Origin of the sequence: Paenibacillus sp. S29 (assembly GCF_049319765.1) — a bacterium.
Taxonomy (GTDB): Bacteria; Bacillota; Bacilli; order Paenibacillales; family Paenibacillaceae; genus Paenibacillus; species Paenibacillus polymyxa_B.
The window spans coordinates 252140-269495 of record NZ_JBMOUI010000004.1 but is presented as its reverse complement, the minus strand read 5'-3'; the positions used below and the strand labels follow the sequence as shown (position 1 = coordinate 269495).

At 43.8% G+C, this 17356-nt stretch carries 12 protein-coding genes; 3 read left to right on the top strand and 9 right to left on the bottom strand.

Features of this window, described 5'->3' with window-relative positions; translation table 11 throughout:
* Positions 1-35 precede the first annotated feature (35 nt).
* The 5 genes from ACL9RM_RS08995 to ACL9RM_RS08975 form a co-directional block, all read right to left on the bottom strand.
* Positions 36-605 (bottom strand): sugar O-acetyltransferase, encoded by a 570-nt coding sequence (locus ACL9RM_RS08995; RefSeq protein ID WP_414126272.1) that lies wholly within the window; start codon positions 603-605, stop codon positions 36-38.
* A gap of 20 nt (positions 606-625) precedes the next feature.
* On the bottom strand, positions 626-1834 hold the full coding sequence (locus ACL9RM_RS08990) for an MFS transporter (protein WP_414126273.1): 1209 nt from the start codon (positions 1832-1834) through the stop codon (positions 626-628).
* A 238-nt stretch (positions 1835-2072) separates the two neighbouring features.
* Complete coding sequence (locus ACL9RM_RS08985; RefSeq protein WP_414126304.1) at positions 2073-4427, bottom strand: glycoside hydrolase family 2 TIM barrel-domain containing protein; 2355 nt, start codon at positions 4425-4427, stop codon at positions 2073-2075.
* 79 nt (positions 4428-4506) lie between these two features.
* A complete protein-coding gene (locus ACL9RM_RS08980) occupies positions 4507-5301 on the bottom strand; it encodes a Nif3-like dinuclear metal center hexameric protein (RefSeq protein WP_250267382.1) in 795 nt (264 codons plus the stop codon).
* A gap of 120 nt (positions 5302-5421) precedes the next feature.
* On the bottom strand, positions 5422-5988 hold the full coding sequence (locus ACL9RM_RS08975) for a 5' nucleotidase, NT5C type (RefSeq protein WP_250267381.1): 567 nt from the start codon (positions 5986-5988) through the stop codon (positions 5422-5424).
* Between the two features lie 495 nt (positions 5989-6483).
* Here ACL9RM_RS08975 and ACL9RM_RS08970 point away from each other — a divergent pair, with 495 nt between their 5' ends.
* Positions 6484-7467 carry a glycoside hydrolase family 5 protein gene (locus tag ACL9RM_RS08970; protein WP_250267380.1) on the top strand — a complete coding sequence of 328 codons (984 nt, stop codon included), beginning with the start codon at positions 6484-6486 and terminating at the stop codon, positions 7465-7467.
* Positions 7468-7562: 95 nt separating this feature from the next.
* On the opposite strand, the gene ACL9RM_RS08965 is transcribed toward ACL9RM_RS08970, so the two are convergent.
* The 3 genes from ACL9RM_RS08965 to ACL9RM_RS08955 are packed head-to-tail and all read right to left on the bottom strand — an operon-like array spanning position 7563 to position 14577.
* The gene (locus ACL9RM_RS08965) at positions 7563-9920 is read right to left on the bottom strand and encodes a beta-galactosidase (protein ID WP_250267379.1); all 2358 of its coding nucleotides are present in this window, start codon (positions 9918-9920) and stop codon (positions 7563-7565) included.
* A gap of 21 nt (positions 9921-9941) precedes the next feature.
* Positions 9942-11228, bottom strand: a complete 1287-nt coding sequence (locus tag ACL9RM_RS08960) for a cellulase-like family protein (protein ID WP_250267378.1) — start codon at positions 11226-11228, stop codon at positions 9942-9944.
* Complete coding sequence (locus ACL9RM_RS08955) at positions 11221-14577, bottom strand: DUF5107 domain-containing protein (protein WP_250267377.1); 3357 nt, start codon at positions 14575-14577, stop codon at positions 11221-11223. The genes ACL9RM_RS08960 and ACL9RM_RS08955 overlap by 8 nt, the downstream gene beginning before the upstream one ends.
* 136 nt (positions 14578-14713) lie before the next feature.
* On the opposite strand from ACL9RM_RS08955, the gene ACL9RM_RS08950 reads away from it, so the two are divergent.
* Positions 14714-15595, top strand: coding sequence for an AraC family transcriptional regulator (locus tag ACL9RM_RS08950; protein ID WP_250267376.1), 882 nt, complete (start codon positions 14714-14716; stop codon positions 15593-15595).
* Between the two features lie 115 nt (positions 15596-15710).
* Positions 15711-16685 (top strand): bile acid:sodium symporter family protein, encoded by a 975-nt coding sequence (locus ACL9RM_RS08945; RefSeq protein ID WP_250267375.1) that lies wholly within the window; start codon positions 15711-15713, stop codon positions 16683-16685.
* 157 nt (positions 16686-16842) lie between these two features.
* Here ACL9RM_RS08945 and ACL9RM_RS08940 read toward each other — a convergent pair whose 3' ends face one another.
* Positions 16843-17247 carry a MarR family winged helix-turn-helix transcriptional regulator gene (locus ACL9RM_RS08940; protein WP_416381816.1) on the bottom strand — a complete coding sequence of 135 codons (405 nt, stop codon included), beginning with the start codon at positions 17245-17247 and terminating at the stop codon, positions 16843-16845.
* Positions 17248-17356: the final 109 nt, after the last annotated feature.

Genomic DNA, 17356 nt, shown 5'->3' with positions numbered 1-17356 from the left:
GGTACAAAATATTAAACGATTTACTTGTATGCTGTTTAGGATATTTTAATTTGCTTAATCACTCGTGCTGGATTTCCAGCTACAACCGTATTGTCTGGAACATCCTTGGTTACTACTGCTCCTGATGCCACGACGACATTATTACCTATCGTAACACCGGGATTAATAACTGCTCTACCGCCAATCCATACATTGTTGCCAATCGTTACAGGTTTCCCATACTCAGGGCCAGCGATTCGTTCAAACGGATCTATGGGATGAGTCGCTGTGTAAATATGAACTCCTGGAGCCAGGAAACAATTATCTCCAATACGCACTTCGCAAACATCCAAAATGGTACAGTCAAAGTTGGCGTAGAAATTTTCCCCAACATGGATATTGTATCCGTAGTCACAGCGTATGTTGGGTTCCATACCTATATTTTCACCAGTTGATCCGAAAAGCTCCTTAAGTAACTTTTCACGGTAGTCATGATCCGTCTCTGCCGTCTGATTAAAGAGACGTACACATCTTCTCGCATACTCTCTTTCTTGCGTTAATTGAGGATCAGCAGCTACATACAGTTCCCCATCCATCATCTTTTGTTTTTCCGTTTTCATAGTCATGCGACAATCCCCTTTATATTTTAATTTGATTTCTTTTCTTTCACCCCAATAGGTTGGGCTGCACCGGATATCAAGCCAGCAACAATAACGCCAACAAGCACTACGATCAAGGCATGCAGAAGTCCAACATATTCACCTAAAAACCCTAAGCCTGGGGGACCTACTAAAAAGGCAATGTAACCGATCGTGGCTACGGCTCCAACCCGGATAGCTGCACCACGAGGGTCATCTCCGGCAGCAGATAAGCCCACAGGAAAACCAAGTGAGGCTCCAAGCCCCCATAATACGACGCCCACTCCGGCTATGAGGTAATGCTGTCCCCAGATCACTAGAATGATACCGATAGCAGCCAGGACAGCACTTCCTTTCAATACAGGGACACGGCCGTATTTATCCAGTATGAATCCTCCGGTAAAACGTCCAATGGTCATCGCTGCCACAAATAGTCCATACATATAGGAACCTGTTAAAGAATCCACGCCATAACCATCCACCATCGTTAGCGGTAGCCAGTCATTCGCAGACCCTTCTGCAAACGCCATACCTAACACGATGATACCGATCAATAAAATTCGTCTTTCTTTCCATACAGCAAGCTGCGCCTTGAGATTAGATCCAACCTTTTGAGTAGGAACTTCTTTCTCTATACCTGTATCGTGAGGCAGAAAACGATAAAAATAGAAAGTTACCACTGCAATCATGGCAGCCATTGCTCCAAAATGGACCACAACAGGTATGTGTAGTGCCGCTGCTCCAGAACCGATGACTGCACCTACAAGTGTCCCCATACTAAATGAACCGTGAAAAGCCGGCAAAAGCGTTTTTTGCAATTGATTTTCTACCGCGGAACCTTCGACATTCAGAGCTACTTCTGCTGTCCCATAACCACCTCCAAAGATGACTAAACCAGCAAACACGATGCTCGTGAGCGAAAATGCAGTTCCCAACCCTACAATGACAAAACCGCTTACAATCAAAATCGCACTTCCCAGAATGACCACCCGTCCACCTACACGAGAAATCATATTGCCTGCACTGAGTAGTCCCACTAAAGAACCTGCAGCTAATCCAAAAATAATGATTCCCATTTCGGCAGTCGAGACACGCAAAATATCCCGTATAATAGGCGTTCGAGACACCCAGGAAGCAAAAGCTACACCTGGTAAAGCGAATAATAAGAACAAAATATTACGAATTACCCGAGGATTCATGGATGGTTCTACTGGCATTTACTTATCTCCTTATCACCACTTTTTATTAATCTTTTAATAAGTTATATTATAATTAGTCATTCTATTCGCATCCAAACTATTTGTCAAAAAGAGAATTATAGTCATAGATCGTTATTGACCGTCAGTTGTAAACATATTAAAAAAGACCTGAGCAGGTAGGGCATGCGCGCCCACCACCTATTCAGACCTTTTTAATTAAACCATACAAGCTCTAGACTGAATCAGCCTTGAATTATCATTTGCGTTCTTGTTCTATTTTCAGTCTGGTTTCTCCCAGCAACCCTCCATCTGCGGACGCTTGAAGCAACAACTCACCAGCCACATAACCCGATTGTACAACAACGAGACACCTTCCTCTGTGTGTTCGTCTCTCATTCCCCTTGAAGGATTCATCGCTGGTGAGATCACCATTGTCTATTCCAAGGATACGACCATCACCCTGTAGTTTAAAGGCTACATCAAAATCCTGGTTAGGTACAATGATCCCATTTTGGTCTATGACGGTTACTTCCACATGAGATATCTCATACCCATCAGCAGGTAGAATTACCCGATCAGCCTCCAACTTTAGAGCATAAGGAAGTCCGGCAGTGGTTAATTCATGCTCACAAACCTTCTTGTTTCCATTACGACCCACAGCCCGGATTTTGCCCAGTGTATAGGGAAGCTCCCATACGATTAAATGATTAGGATAGTCCACTAACTTCCTCTCACCGTATGATTCATCATTCATGATCAATTCCACGCTCTCACAATTGGTGAAGGTAACCAACCGTATCAATTTTCCACCGTATTCAGGAAATGTCCAGTGATCATCCATAGCCGGAGATTTCCAGTGCATCGTCCATGTCGGATTAAATTCCGATTTCATATGTTCGTTAAATACGGCTATGTGCACAACAGGCTGATTAGACCATAAACTTTGTTGGAGATAAGATACTGGTTTGTGGAATCCGCAAGTATCAATCAGGCCCGAAGACCACCCTTTGGAGGGATAACTCGTTTCTCCCAAATAGTCAATTCCACTCCAAACAAATTGACCGATCACATAATCATGATTAGCGACATCAAACCAGGGATTCAGAGGCAAATAACCTTTAACCCGGTTATCCTTACCCCGATAGTATGGGAATGTTTCTGTTCCAAGGATAAGCGTATCCGGCATGGCCGCCCTATAGTGCTCATACCACTGCTCCTGATAGTTTAACCCTAGAACATCCACTCGTTGTGCCAGCTGTTTGGTATGCTCCACTTTGGCCTCAATTGAACCCTCACGCAAGCTGATCGGTGTATTATGCGGCTCAAGCGCACATGTAACTGGTCGGGTTGGGTCTTTTTCATGGCAGAAACCCACGAGCTGCTCCAACATTTTGAGCATGGATGGCTGACCTTGATTCTCCACTTCATTCCCAACGCTCCACATGAAAACACTGGGATGGTTCCTGTCCCTGAGCAACATTGCTTCCAGATCTTTTTCCCACCACTCATCATATAAATGCTCATAGAAAAGAGATTTCCATTTGTCAAAAGCCTCATCAACCACCAAGAACCCCATCTGATCACATAAATCTAATAATTCGGGCGCCATCGGGTTATGAGCAAAACGGATCGAGTTACAGCCCATTTCCTTCAGCTTTTGAAGCCTTCTTTTCATGGCTGTATCATGGTAAGCAGCCCCCAGACAGCCTAAATCATGGTGAATGCACACTCCCTTTAGCTTTAAGATGTGCCCATTCAGAAATAAACCTTTTTGAGTGTCCAGCTTCACTTCTCTTATACCAAAAGGAGTACAATAACGATCCACCTCTGTATTGTCACAATAGATCGTCGTCTGGGCTTCGTAGAGCACTGGGTTGTCCGGTGACCATAGTTCTGGCTCTAAAACTCGCGTTTTTTGCTCTATTTCCCCCGTTTCACAGCTCGAAAGAGTGACTCGGTTTTCAACTTTTCCTTTGATCTGTCCCTGTGGGTCCAGCATTTCAGTCATAATCGTACACTCTACGGCATGCGCGTGATGATTAGTGACCTGGATTCTGGCAGTTACCTTGGCTTCATCTGGCGAAATTTCAGGTGTGGTAATGTAAGTCCCCCATTCGGTTATATGAATATAATTCGTACAAATCAGCCAAACATTACGATAAATACCGGCCCCGGAATACCATCTGTCAGGTGAAAGAATCGTATTGTCCACTTTGACGGCAATCACATTCTCCTCATCCCACCGAATATATGGAGTCAAATCATATTGAAAGCTAACATATCCATAGGGCCGCTTGCCCACAAAATGTTCATTGATCCAAACCTCACTGTTACTGTGAATGCCATCAAATTGTATGTATACGCGCTGTTTTGGAGAGGAAGGCTTCACATTAAAATGCTTTCTGTACCATCCGACAGACCATCTCGGCAAATAAGCTTGATTGCCACCATACAGCATATGTGGATCAAAGGACTTCTCAATGCTCCAATCATGAGGGACTTGAAGGAGTCGCCAATGCTCATCGTTGTAGTCCATTTTCTCAGCACCTGCGTAATTACCTTCTATAAACTTCCAGCCCGTTTTGAACGGCATATTCACTCTGCTTCCCATCATCTTGCCTCCATTTCATAAAGTGGATGAACGGATATAACAGCAGTGCTGGATGACCATCACAAAAGACGTGTTCTCATTACAATATTTGAAACACCGGGCGATCTTCAATAAAGTGTACGGGGAGCATTGGAAATTGAGCGGAAAGTACATCTGCGAGATACTTCATCCCAGGTGCTTCACTTTCAGCATGTCCCAGCATGATAAGTGCTTTACTTTGACCTTGGTAGACAGCATCTTTAACATATTCTGGTGTTTCCCATTCTGGGCCTTCACCGGCAATGACTAAATCTACATTTTCATTTAGAAATAATGGAATGGCTAGTTCACCACCTCCCCTGTATCCTACTGAGATTCCCACTCGTTCACACGGCATGGAAACCTCGCCAGCCACCCGTACATAACGAATATGTAGTTTGGCTTTGATATATTCAGCGATCTCCTGAACTTCCATAACCGGAATAGTCAAAATGGCGGCCGTCGGCTGCTGCTTCACAATGTAGTTGTGCCAGCCAAGCGCCTGAAGAAGCCCAACCATCACTCCATCCGGTTGATAACGATGTATGGTGTCATGAAACCGATAAATGCCTATACCTGCATCGGCAATGAGGCGAGATTTTTGCAAAAAAACAGGATCATGTAGTAAACATTCATGCATCCTCTGATGACTATAAAAGATGCCTTCATGCGTAATGATAAAATTTGCACCTAGAGAAATAGCTTGTTCTATCACATACTGCGAAGCAGAGAAAGCGGTTACAATTCCGTGTACCTCAATATCTATAAATCCTGGTTCCAGCAGATCTACGCTGGTGTTGGGTATGCTTATTCCCTTGGTCAGATGATTCACAACCTGCCCCATAGTCATGGTCATACACGTTCCCTCCTCATGGATTTGCATATCAATTGTACCATTTCATTTCAATCATTAGTGCTATTCTTTCTAGCAAAACAGCCAGTTCCAAAGGAGCCAGCTGTTTTACGAATGGTTCTATTATTTATACAGAACCCCTAAAATGGAGTCGATTCGTTCTTTTGCCCCTTGCCAGGATGTCATGACGGGGAACTCATATTGCTCTCTTGCTCTCAGATTCCATGGATGAGGAATGCAAAGCACCTTTCTCCCCGCCTCTAGCGCAGGCACTAAATTATGAGGACCATCATCAATCAGGAGATCATAGTTAATCAGGTTTTTTCGTTTACATGGGAAAAAGTTCTCAATCGGAATGAATGGCATATGTCTTTGAAGCCAGTTCCATTTCTCTACGACGGTCTTGGGTTCTGCCGCTGTCACAATAATGACATCAAAAGCATTGCAAAGATTTTCCATTTCTTCTACAACATACTCGTCAAATAGTTCAAGTTCCTCAAACAAACCCGGTCGTCCATAAAATACATCAAGCGTGCTCTTCGGATGACGTAGATGATCAGTGTTCCAATCTAACATTTCTTCATACCGAAGCGGATGAGTGGGAAATTCACTATTGTTATGGTATATGGCTCGTTTGACGAGATGACAGATGGTATCGTCCATATCGACTGCAATGATTGGTTTTCTCATCAGCTTGCCCCTATTCACTCTGGTAAAATTTTTCATAAGAATATCATACTATAATTTAATATCGTGGTGAAGCTTAAGTATTGCTTCCGATAGATCTCACCTTTGTTCAAGATAATCAGCCAAGCAGAACGTTAGGTTTATCTACATAATCTAGGCACACTAAAGAAAAACTAGTTAGGTTATTTTTATCTTAAAAAACTAAATTACAAATAAATATCGAAGGAATACACCTTAATAGAAGCAACGAGCACAATAAAATCATAGAAAAATCACACATAAATAAGTAATCTATGTATCTGCATTTCAAAAGCAAAAAAATAGCTAAAAAAATCAATTGCATAACAAAAATACAAATGATAGAATAACAAAAAATAACTATCACCAAAAATGAAAGCGTTTTATGTTGTGTTTAGCTTACTGCTGTATACATACTTACATACCTACTTCATCTCTATATAGCAGGAAGTTGAATAATATATTTAGGGAGGTAAAAAAATGAAGGTATTGTTAAGAAAAGCATTATTGTCTGGACTCGTCGGTGTGCTTATCATGATTGGTTTGGGGGGATTCTTCTCCAAGGCACAAGCTGCTTCAGGATTTTATGTAAGCGGTACCAAATTGTATGATTCTACAGACAAGCCGTTTGTTATGAGAGGCGTCAATCATGCTCACACTTGGTACAAAAACGATCTTTATACAGCTATCCCGGCAATTGCCCAGACAGGTGCTAATACCGTCCGAATTGTCCTTTCAAACGGAAACCAGTACACCAAGGATGACATTAATTCCGTGAAAAATATGATCTCTCTCGTCACGAGTTACAAAATGATTGCTGTGCTTGAAGTTCATGACGCTACGGGCAAAGACGACTACGCGTCTTTGGATGCAGCTGTGAACTACTGGATTAGCATAAAAGATGCTCTGATCGGCAAGGAAGATCGGGTTATCGTAAACATTGCGAACGAATGGTATGGTTCTTGGAATGGGAGTGGTTGGGCTGATGGATACAAGCAAGCGATTCCCAAGTTGAGAAACGCAGGTATCAAAAATACGCTCATCGTCGATTGTGCCGGATGGGGACAATATCCTCAGTCTATCAATGACTTTGGTAAATCTGTATTTGCAGCTGATTCTTTGAAAAATACGGTATTCTCCATCCATATGTATGAGTTCGCGGGTAAAGATGCTCAAACTGTTCGAACCAATATTGATAACGTTCTGAATCAAGGACTTCCGCTGATTATTGGTGAATTTGGCGGTTACCATCAAGGAGCAGATGTCGACGAGACAGAAATCATGAGATACGGACAATCCAAAGGGATAGGCTGGTTAGCCTGGTCCTGGTATGGTAATAGTTCCAACCTTTCCTACCTTGATCTTGTAACAGGACCTAATGGCAATCTGACGGATTGGGGAAAAACTGTAGTTAACGGAAGCAACGGGATCAAACAAACATCGAAAAAAGCCGGTATCTACTAAAAACACATTAAGAAAATAAAAAAGACTCATGTATTCACTGGCTGATTACTTTATGTAGATTATTCTGGAAAAGAATCACCATATAACCTTCTGGGTTATATGGTGATTTTGATTTCATATACAGGCACAAGGTTAACCGAACCGATATCTACGATACGTTCCTTTGTCGCCTCGTTCCAGCCCGCCATAGTCGTATTGCTGTTGAGAACCTTACCCTTTCGAATGGGGGAAATATACACGTACAACCCTTGCTCGATGAGCCGATGTTCAAATGCTTTCAAACCTATTTCCCAGGTCGTATGGTTGCAGAAATTATCGTTGATCAGTTCGCCATCGATAAAAGCATAACCGATATCTCCAGTATAATCGATACGCAGCAGAGCCTCCTTGATTCCATGAAACGCATCTGTTTCGAAATCAATAGTAAATTTATCGTTATTTACCCTTTTCAAATTGAACTGGATTTCTTTCTTAGGAGCCTTTAAACGATACGTTTTGAATACATTGTTTTCTGATATTTCAAGCAGTTCTCCACCGGAAATAGATGTGAATGAGGCGTCAAAATCCGGGAATACACTCAGGGTTACCCTTTCTTGGCCCGTTGATTCCAGCCTTAAATCGCCCTCAGATACTAGTAGATTGGCATTTGTCAAAATGACTCTATTTCGGCCTTGCATATTTACCTTCCAAAATGTAAGACTTTGCTCATCAGTCATCGTGTAGATGGCAACTTTTTTGCCACTTTCAGATACCAGATGGATGAGACTATCCTCCTCTTCAGCAACCTTAATGATCGTTTTCCCATCGAATTGCTCTATCGAACCTTTGTCGATTGTGGCACTGATGATATCTTGTGACTCCATTGCATACGTTCCTTTCATGCCCGCTGGTACAAAGAAAAAATAATATACTTCTCCATCTTCTTCTATCCTTGTTATCAGCTGTGCCGTAGCATATTTGAGCTTCATTCCATCTAAATTGAAGTTAAATGGCAATATGGCAAAACTATCACGTCCTAACGTCAGTTCACCTTGACTAGGGATTACAATCGTTTCCTCGGGCAGCTCAATGCTCACATTAAAATCGCACAGGTCGTCATTTTCGACATGGTCTTGGAAATTATTTAGAAATAGGTACCCCGATCTGGCACTGGATCGCACTGCATATCGTAACGTTTCCACATCATAAGGGTCCATCTGGGACGTATCCCCTGGCAGAATAGTCTTTGTTAGAGAGAATTGCTTTTGGAACGTTGAAAAAAAGTAATGTTGCAGCTTTGTTCTTTGGTATGACTCCCTTACTTGACCGAATTCGCCGATCATGGCGTTGAAATCATAGGATATTTTGGGTGTAGCTAGATCATTTGTATATGGGTTAACCTGACCTCGAGGATTGGAACCCCCATGATACATGTAGTATCCGATCAGGTTACAGCCTTCTGCAACCTTCATGACAGTCATCGCTGGAACACTACGGTAGGGAAAGGCGAACCGATATTTATAAAATTGAACCATGCCGCCACCCATTTCACAGCAAGCGTACGGATAGTCTTCAGGAGCATATTGAGGCTCGAAATTGTAGCTCTTTGGAATCTCGTTATTATGCTTGTCTCGGAAAATATATTCCGGTGTCGCAGGATGCTCGTCCATCCCCTCCAAACGTCCCTCTTCGTAGTAGATCCATGGCCAATAGGCATACCCGCCCCATAACGGCAGCATATCAGGGACAGGAGTTGTGGCTCCTCCCCATCCTGTGCACGTATAGATCGGAGTATCAATCCCCGCTTCCAGAGCTATTTCTTTAAGTTTTAACAAATGCGAGTTACCGTCACTTCCGCTGTTTAACCACATATCATTAATTCCTACAGTCAATGCCCACTGGGCAGATGAATGATGATGTTCGTTTTCGATTTGGATGCCGATAATCGGCCCCCCTTCCTTATATAGCAGCCCTTTAACCTGGGTACCGATTTCGTTATACAATCTTCTCGTGTAGAACAGATACCCCTCATCATTAGAGCGAACCTCAAATGGTCGACCAAATAACCAATCCGGCATACCGCCGTTTCGAATTTCCCCGTGATTGAAGGGTCCGATCCGAATAATGGAGTATACCTGATGTTTGCCGCACAACTCGATGAAACGACGAAGATTCTTGTTCCCACTCCAATTAAAAATACCTTCAACTTCTTCATGTAGGTTCCAAAAAATATAAGTGGCAATGATGTTTACGCCGCCCATTTTTATTTTAATGATTTCGTCTTCCCAATAGCGTTCATCATAACGGGCATAATGGAATTCACCACAAATACCGAAAAAGGGCTCTCCGTCCTTCTCCATAAAATAGTTGGTGAATCCGATTTCCTCTCCTTTTGGATTGGTGCCGCCAAGTTTGATATGTCCTTTAACAATTCGTTTTTGATCGTCTTTGACTGTAACCCGATAGTTTCTCATGGAGTTCACTCCCCTCACTCGTTAATCTGAATTCAGGATAAATTGATTCCACTTGCGCTGCCAAGCGATATCATTCCAGAATGGATGATGGGGAGCACAGTTAGAGCAGAGGGTCATTCCCCAGAACCCGAGTGCCATTCCTTTTCGCAACACATATTCAGCTATAAATTTACCGATTGGGCCTTCTTCAAATTGGGCATACAGCGGCGTATAGCCTACATAACCTTCTCCTATGACAATTGGAATGCCGGAATGACGAGTCCATTCATGAATCTCTTCCAATCGGGAGTCGGCCTTCTGCAACATGGCAATTTTATGGTCTCCATACCGATCGTACAAAAATAAATCCCATTGATCGGGATCTACCCAGTCGTGCAAATAAATAAGCCTCATGCCGACTGGATTGCCTTCCATCCGCCAATTCTGCTCCGGAGGCAGGGTCCACTCTGCACATGGAGGAGCGTCTTCTCTTAATAGGGATTGCACGAATGGATTGGGGAACGGCGCCAACTCATCATAAAGCGCTGCCGCTTCCATAAGCTCATTGAGTACCCCTTTAATATAAAGATGAAAATGGGCAACCTGCATATTGCGCGCGACGTAAGCTTTAGGGTAGGCTTCATTTAACGTATAACTGGCGGTCATCATGATATCAGGATGACATTGGCGGAGATATCCAACTGCTTCTTCTACGTAGGGCTGCATGGCTTCAATAAGCGCTGGTACATTCGTTTCGGCTATGCCTTCAGACGTTCCGACGGCGTTTAACTGCCCAAATTCCACTTCGTTATGCAGCTCTGTATAGATAATCTGGTTCCTATAGCCTTCTGCTGTGACGAAACGGATCAACTGATCCATTGATTTTGCAATGGCCATGAATCTCTCCTTAGGGGGAATTGCAGCTAATTCATCTCTAAGCCCAGCATGAGCCAGAAAGCTGGGACTCTGCTGATATTCCCAAGAGGATAACATAATGTAACAGTTATGAGCCTTAGCTTGTTTAAACAGTTCAAGTAAATGAGCATGCCCGTCCAGCACTGCGCCGCCACGACAGTTATACCAACGCGTACGCTGGCCTACTTCCCCAAGGTTAGCAAACTCCAAGGGACCGGGACGTTTGCCATCCGCAGTAAACAACATGTATGGCATAGCACATATTCGGATCGTATTGTAGCCTCTTTCGACCGCTTCTTTAAAACGGGCTTCAAGATCGCTGTAGGGCTCACCTTCCTGTGTCATTGTATACCAGGAGAAGTCCCACATGGTGATCGTCAATTTGCGCGGTAACTTTCTCATGCGATTATTCATTTGATTTCCCCTCCCAGTCCCAGTCCATATGGTTCAATGCTCCTTGATGGTTAGCTTCTAGCTTAAGCACCGATTCAAAATGCAAGATAGCTTCGTCCTGTCGCCCTAATCCAAGCAAACCAAGTGCCTTCATATAAGTACAATGAACCTGATTACGAATATTCAGGTCATCTTCAAAGATGAGAAAGTCGGGTAACGAGACCGCGAAATAATCCATTTTCACGGGTTCAAATAAGTGTCTTTCGGCGTAATCAATGAGCTTGTTGAATCGACGCACGCCTTCCTTCGCATAGCCAAGTTTCTGCCAGGCCAATCCTTGGTAAAATATCATATCCGGCTGCTGATCGTTATAATACATGGCGTTAATAGGTTCCCCCAGTCCTTGAGAGGCCGTGGAAAAGGCCTGCCTTGCCTCATCTGTTAATTTCAATAGCTCATACGCGCAGCCCAAATAATAGTAAATATCGTTATCTTGGGAACCCTCTAGCTTACCTTCGCCAAGATTCTCTGGATACACTAAAGCCTCCCGCAGCCCTTTTACAGCCTGTTCAATCCGTCCAGACCTCAGGTCGGACTTGGCAAGCTCTACCTTGGCAAGCCTATACTGTCCAGTTACCTTCCCCTCTCCGCCTTCCCATGGATGAAATATTCTCCCTGTCAGCAAGGACAAAGCTACCTTATGTTGCTTCATCGTATTGTGAACGGTTACATATTCCAAAAACAGATCATCGCGAAGCTTTATGATTCTCGGATAACTCTCCATTAGGTTCAATCTGTCGTTGGGCCTGATGTTCAGCTTCTTATACAGCTGGTCAAGCTCATAAAGAACACGCGCGTCTGAAGTATTGCACGCAAAGGCCTGCTCTAACGAATGGCGAGCCTTCTCTACTTGGCCTTGTTTGTTAAAATATCCAAGAGCAAGATTACGGTGAACAACGGGGTAAGTATCGTCAATGGAATGAGACGTTTCCCAGCTGGAAATAGCATCCAGATACCGTTTCTTATCATAGAGTAAATTACCTAAGTAATAATGCGCCTTTCCGTCCCCCGGTCTCGTTCGAATTGCAAATTGTAACACATCCAACTCAAACAGACTATTAGGAAAGCAGTAGTCGGGTACTGCATCTGCGGCCTGGGCGAGAGCATTGTTCACCTGCTCATGCTTGCCGATTTTAGCATAGCAGAAGGCCTGAACGTAATACAGCATAGGGTATGTCTTCGCCTGCCTTGGAGCTTCTTCCAGCACACATGCTGCATCCTCATAGAGTCCCGCCGCCGCGTAGTCCGATGCTACCGCTATATAATTATGCACATCTCCCCGCATCCATTTTCCCAACTCTTCGAGGACCGTTTTAGCATCATCTCGTAACCCGAGAGCCTCTAAAGATAATGCTTGCTCACGGTAAGCTCCAAAATCGGCGATATCGAGCTTCATCGTTTCCTTGGAGAAGGCTATTGCCGCTTCGTAGCTGCCGAGCTTACGAAGAATAGCCGACTTCAGGTTGCGTGCTTTGTAATTGTGAGCATTGCGGATGATTGAACGCTCCACGAGCTCCAATGCTTCTTCATAGTTCCCTTGTTCTGTCGCAATCTGTGCCAGTGAGAAATACCCGCTGTCTTGCCATGCCGCACTCCATACTGATTTATAAAATGCAGCAAACGCCTCATCCATCCGCTCTTGGTGTTTTAGCGACAAACCAAGCTGGTAGTAGGCCTCACCATCATAGGGATTAGAGTTACGCCAGGTTACCCGCGAGATAGCTTTACGAAAGCACTCTTCACTTTCTGAATACAATCCTCTACGAAGAAGCAACGTACCATATGCCACATTTATGCGGCTGTCATTTTTATCTCTTTTCAGGCCCTCAAGATAATACGCCTCGGGTTCAAAGGTAGCATGACGGTATTGCTCCAAGTGTTGTCCTGCTAAATACAATTCTTCGTTCGTTCTTAATTCCTCCGGTTCTGGCAGGGGGGCGGCAGCAGCCGGGATCTGTTCAACTTCCTTTTTCTTCGGCTGGTAGCTAATCAGCTCCCTTCCGGTCGCGTCTTTGACGGTTAAGCATAGTTCATAATCCCCATCCTCAGCCAAAATAACTGTCTTCTGTATAACGGCCTTATTAGGTGTCAGATCTAAGGTTTCTTTAATATAAACTTTCCGCTGACTGCGTAATTCCACAACAGCCTCACGAAATGACGAAGTTACATAGACTCCAATCTGTGCTGTCCCTTCGCTGCGATTTAATTCCAGATTAACGGCTGCGTCAATTGAAGCGTTTTTGACCATACCAATATGTTTGTAAGGCATAAAATACTGCGAGAACGATTTTTCTTCATACGGCTGAAGCCAAGTGAAATCTGGTTGGTTATCGGTATATACCCCCGTCATCAACTCGATGTAGGGACCATCTTCGTCTGTTAGATTCCGGTCCCATGCTTGGCCGAATTCGCCATTTCCCCATGTCCATTGCTTTTTTCCAGGAGAGATGTGATGGTTGGCCACATGCAAAAGCCCGGCTTGTTTTATATGATCGTAACCACCTATGAAATTGTAATCCGATTTATAGGTCATATATGAAGTGGGGACAGGAATATTTTTGTATCGGGAGATATCTACACCTTCAGAATAATCCATTTTATAATAGGTGCCTGTAGCGATCGGGAAACGGGATACATCTCGCTTTCCATGGTCGAACACGGCTGATACGTCTGGAGGAAAAACAGATTGTGTGTGCTCATGTACCGCTACGGCTGGATTGGCCCACCATAGAAACGTTTGAGGCTCGGCAGTCCGGTTGTATAGCTGGGCCTCAACTTTAAGGTATGCTTTATCCGGTTGTAGTGTAAAACCAGCTGTTACTTTCGTGCCGAACATACGATCAATTTCGCTCACCCATACCGTTGCGCTTCCGTCGTCATGTTCTTCCAACTTGTATTCAACGGGTCCATAAGTGTTGGGACGGTGATGCTGCGGCCAGTTGAACTCAATCCCTCCAGATATCCACGGCCCCAATAAGCCCACAAGCGCTGGTTTGATGACCCTGTTATAATATACAAAATCGTAACCGTTGGTCTTGTCGACCGCACGATAAATGCGGCCTCCCAGCTCTGGCATGATCTCAATGCGCAAATATTTATTTTCCAGAAAAACCATTTGGTAATTTTCAAGTTTCTTCTCATCCTCAATTTTATCAATTACCGGATGCGGATACACTCGACCGGAGCTTCCCTGGTAGACACGTTTCTCCAGAAACATTGGATTTTTGTCGGGTTTACCAATTCCATACGTTGGGATCTGCACGGTTTCCTCCCACACGCGTGCCTTAGCATCGAAAGTGCTCAATTCCATCACTCCCTCATAGTCGCCCTTATATTCAGAGCTTACAAGTAAGCGACATTACAGACAATTGACAATCCACTGTTTATGATGGATTATATACGTATTTCATCATTAGAGCCGCTTACGGCTGGGAGATGGATAGATTATGAATAAGAAAGCTGATGGATTTGAGGGTGAAAAGTTATATGTCCTTCCACCCTATATGCTGGATAAATTAAATTCGAATCCGCTTACAAAAAATCTATATATTACGGATATAGGCTGCTTCAGCCATGCCCGCCATCATTTTCGTGAAAGAATGCACGGATGTGACTCTCATATATTCATCTACTGTGCCAGCGGAAAAGGTTGGATACGAACAAAGGATGGCCTAATGATTGACATGACGGAGCGAAGCTTTGCGTACATTCCCAGGGACATGCCGCATGCTTATGGGGCTGACGATGGAGATCCTTGGACGATTTACTGGTTTCATCTCAAAGGGGACCAAGTGGATGACTTTATGGCATTATTTGAGCCTTTTAAAACGTATATTTCCATGGCCGCCAGTGATGAAGTCAAACTACTGGAGCTATTTCATCAGTGTTACGACCTTTTACTGAATAAATCATACTCCATCATACATTTAGTTCAAGTATCGCAAACTGTCCGTTATCTGCTGAGTTTTGTTGTATCCGTTGCATTTCGCAAGGAAGACAGTACGTACCAGAGTCATGTGGATAAAGCAACACGCTATATGAGTGAACAATTGGAATCCACCGTTTCGCTTGAGGAACTTAGTCGGCATGTTCAGGTATCCAAGCAGCATCTGAACTTGATATTCAAGCAATCCACCGGCTACTCTCCTGTCGATTACTATTTAAGAATGAAGATACAGAGGGCCAGTCAGCTTTTGGATTTGACGAATGCTTCTATTAAAGAAATTAGCATACAACTCGGTTTTAGGGACCCTTACTACTTCTCCAGACTATTCAAAAAAATAATGGGCTGCTCTCCTTTGGAATACCGAAATAATTTGAAGGGTTGATCTATGTTCATCAGGAGCGTTCAAATTTGCTTCTATCGGGCTGCAGCAAGGTCACAGATCATTTACGAATCGGGGGTGCAAGGTCTATACTTAAGGTTAAAAAAGGAAGTTTTGTATGCTCCTCACGTTGAATCGTAGACTAAATGCAGCTATGCCGCTAATTACACCAATCAGCATTCTAATTGGCGTCCTAATCGGTACGCCGTTGTCACAATATACAGAACTCTCTCCCTGGCTGTTTGCATTCATGACCTTCGCGGGCAGCATCAGTATGGGGTTTAAGGATTTTGTCCATGTGATAAAACATCCTGGTCCACTGATCGCCTGTCTGTTTATTCTTCACCTGGCCATGCCGCTTCTTGCCATGATGCTGGGGCATCTGGCCTTCAATGATGATCCTTATACGATCACTGGACTTATTCTTGGTGCGGCTATCCCTACGGGCATTTCCAGCTTCGTGTGGGTCAACATCTATAAAGGCAATACGGCGCTGACATTGGCGATCATTTTAATTGATACGATTTTGGCCCCATTTGCAGTTCCGGGCATCATGTCCCTACTGATCGGAGCGGATGTGCAGCTCGATACCTGGGCGATGATGCAGAGCCTGTTCTGGATGATTGTCGTTCCTTCGCTAATCGGCATGGTGTTGAACGAATGGACTAAAGGGAAGATCAAGCAGGTATGGGGACCTCGACTGGGCCCATTCTCCAAGCTGGCTATGGCTCTTGTCGTAATGATTAACGGATCTGTCATCGCGCCTTATCTGGTCGATTTTAATCTCAAGCTTGTCGGAGTATGCCTATCCATAATCGTCCTTGCTTCCACTGGATATGCAATCGGCTATCTGATATCAGGACTGATGCGGTGGAATAATGCAGACCGTACGGCGCTTGTCTTTAACGGCGGCATGCGCAATATTAGCGCAGGAGCCGTGCTTGCCATCACCTATTTCCCGGCCCCGGTAGCACTACCTGTTGTACTCGGGATGATTTTCCAGCAATCCACGGCATCTCTGGTCGGATTTCTGCTGAGTCGTCGCGACCGCGGCAATGCCAAGGAAAAACGCAATACGGCCTCTGTTTCTTAATCAAAGGAGTAGCGACGGTTCCAGATGATAAAACTCCTCCTATGAGGAGGAGTTTTGGAAGGGCGTTTCTATACATACATGGTTGGAAGCCTGATAAAAACATGCATGCGCAATCATGTAAATATTCACTTTCCAATCATAGCATTTCTATCAAAGTCTAAAACAGCTTTTGCGTAAGATTTTGAAATTGTGACTTCACTCCATCTTTCTGAAGTTCTGATTGTAACACCTGATTAAAGGTTTGAAGTGCACGCTGGAATTTATTTTCACCTAATTCCGTAATCCGAGTATACACACCTCGCCGATCATCCTCGCATGTATGTCTTTGTAAAGCCCCGCAGTTTTTGGCTTCCATTCTCACTACGAGTCTCGATGTCGCACTTTGACTTAATCCCACCAATTCTTGAAGTTGCTGCAGTCGTAATTTTTTTTCCTCGGAATTGGATATAAAACCCAAAACATAAAACTCCTTCAAAGATAAATCATAATTTTGTAGTAAAGCTTGTTCTAACTTATCATTTAAAGTGGAATGGATGTGAGACAAAGACAACCATACATCCAAAAGTTCGTTTTCATGTTGCAAGTTTAGACCACACCATTCTATATTGAAGTATCTCCACTTAGTTTAACCTATTGTATCAAGCTTAAATGGAATGGTCAAAATCCATACA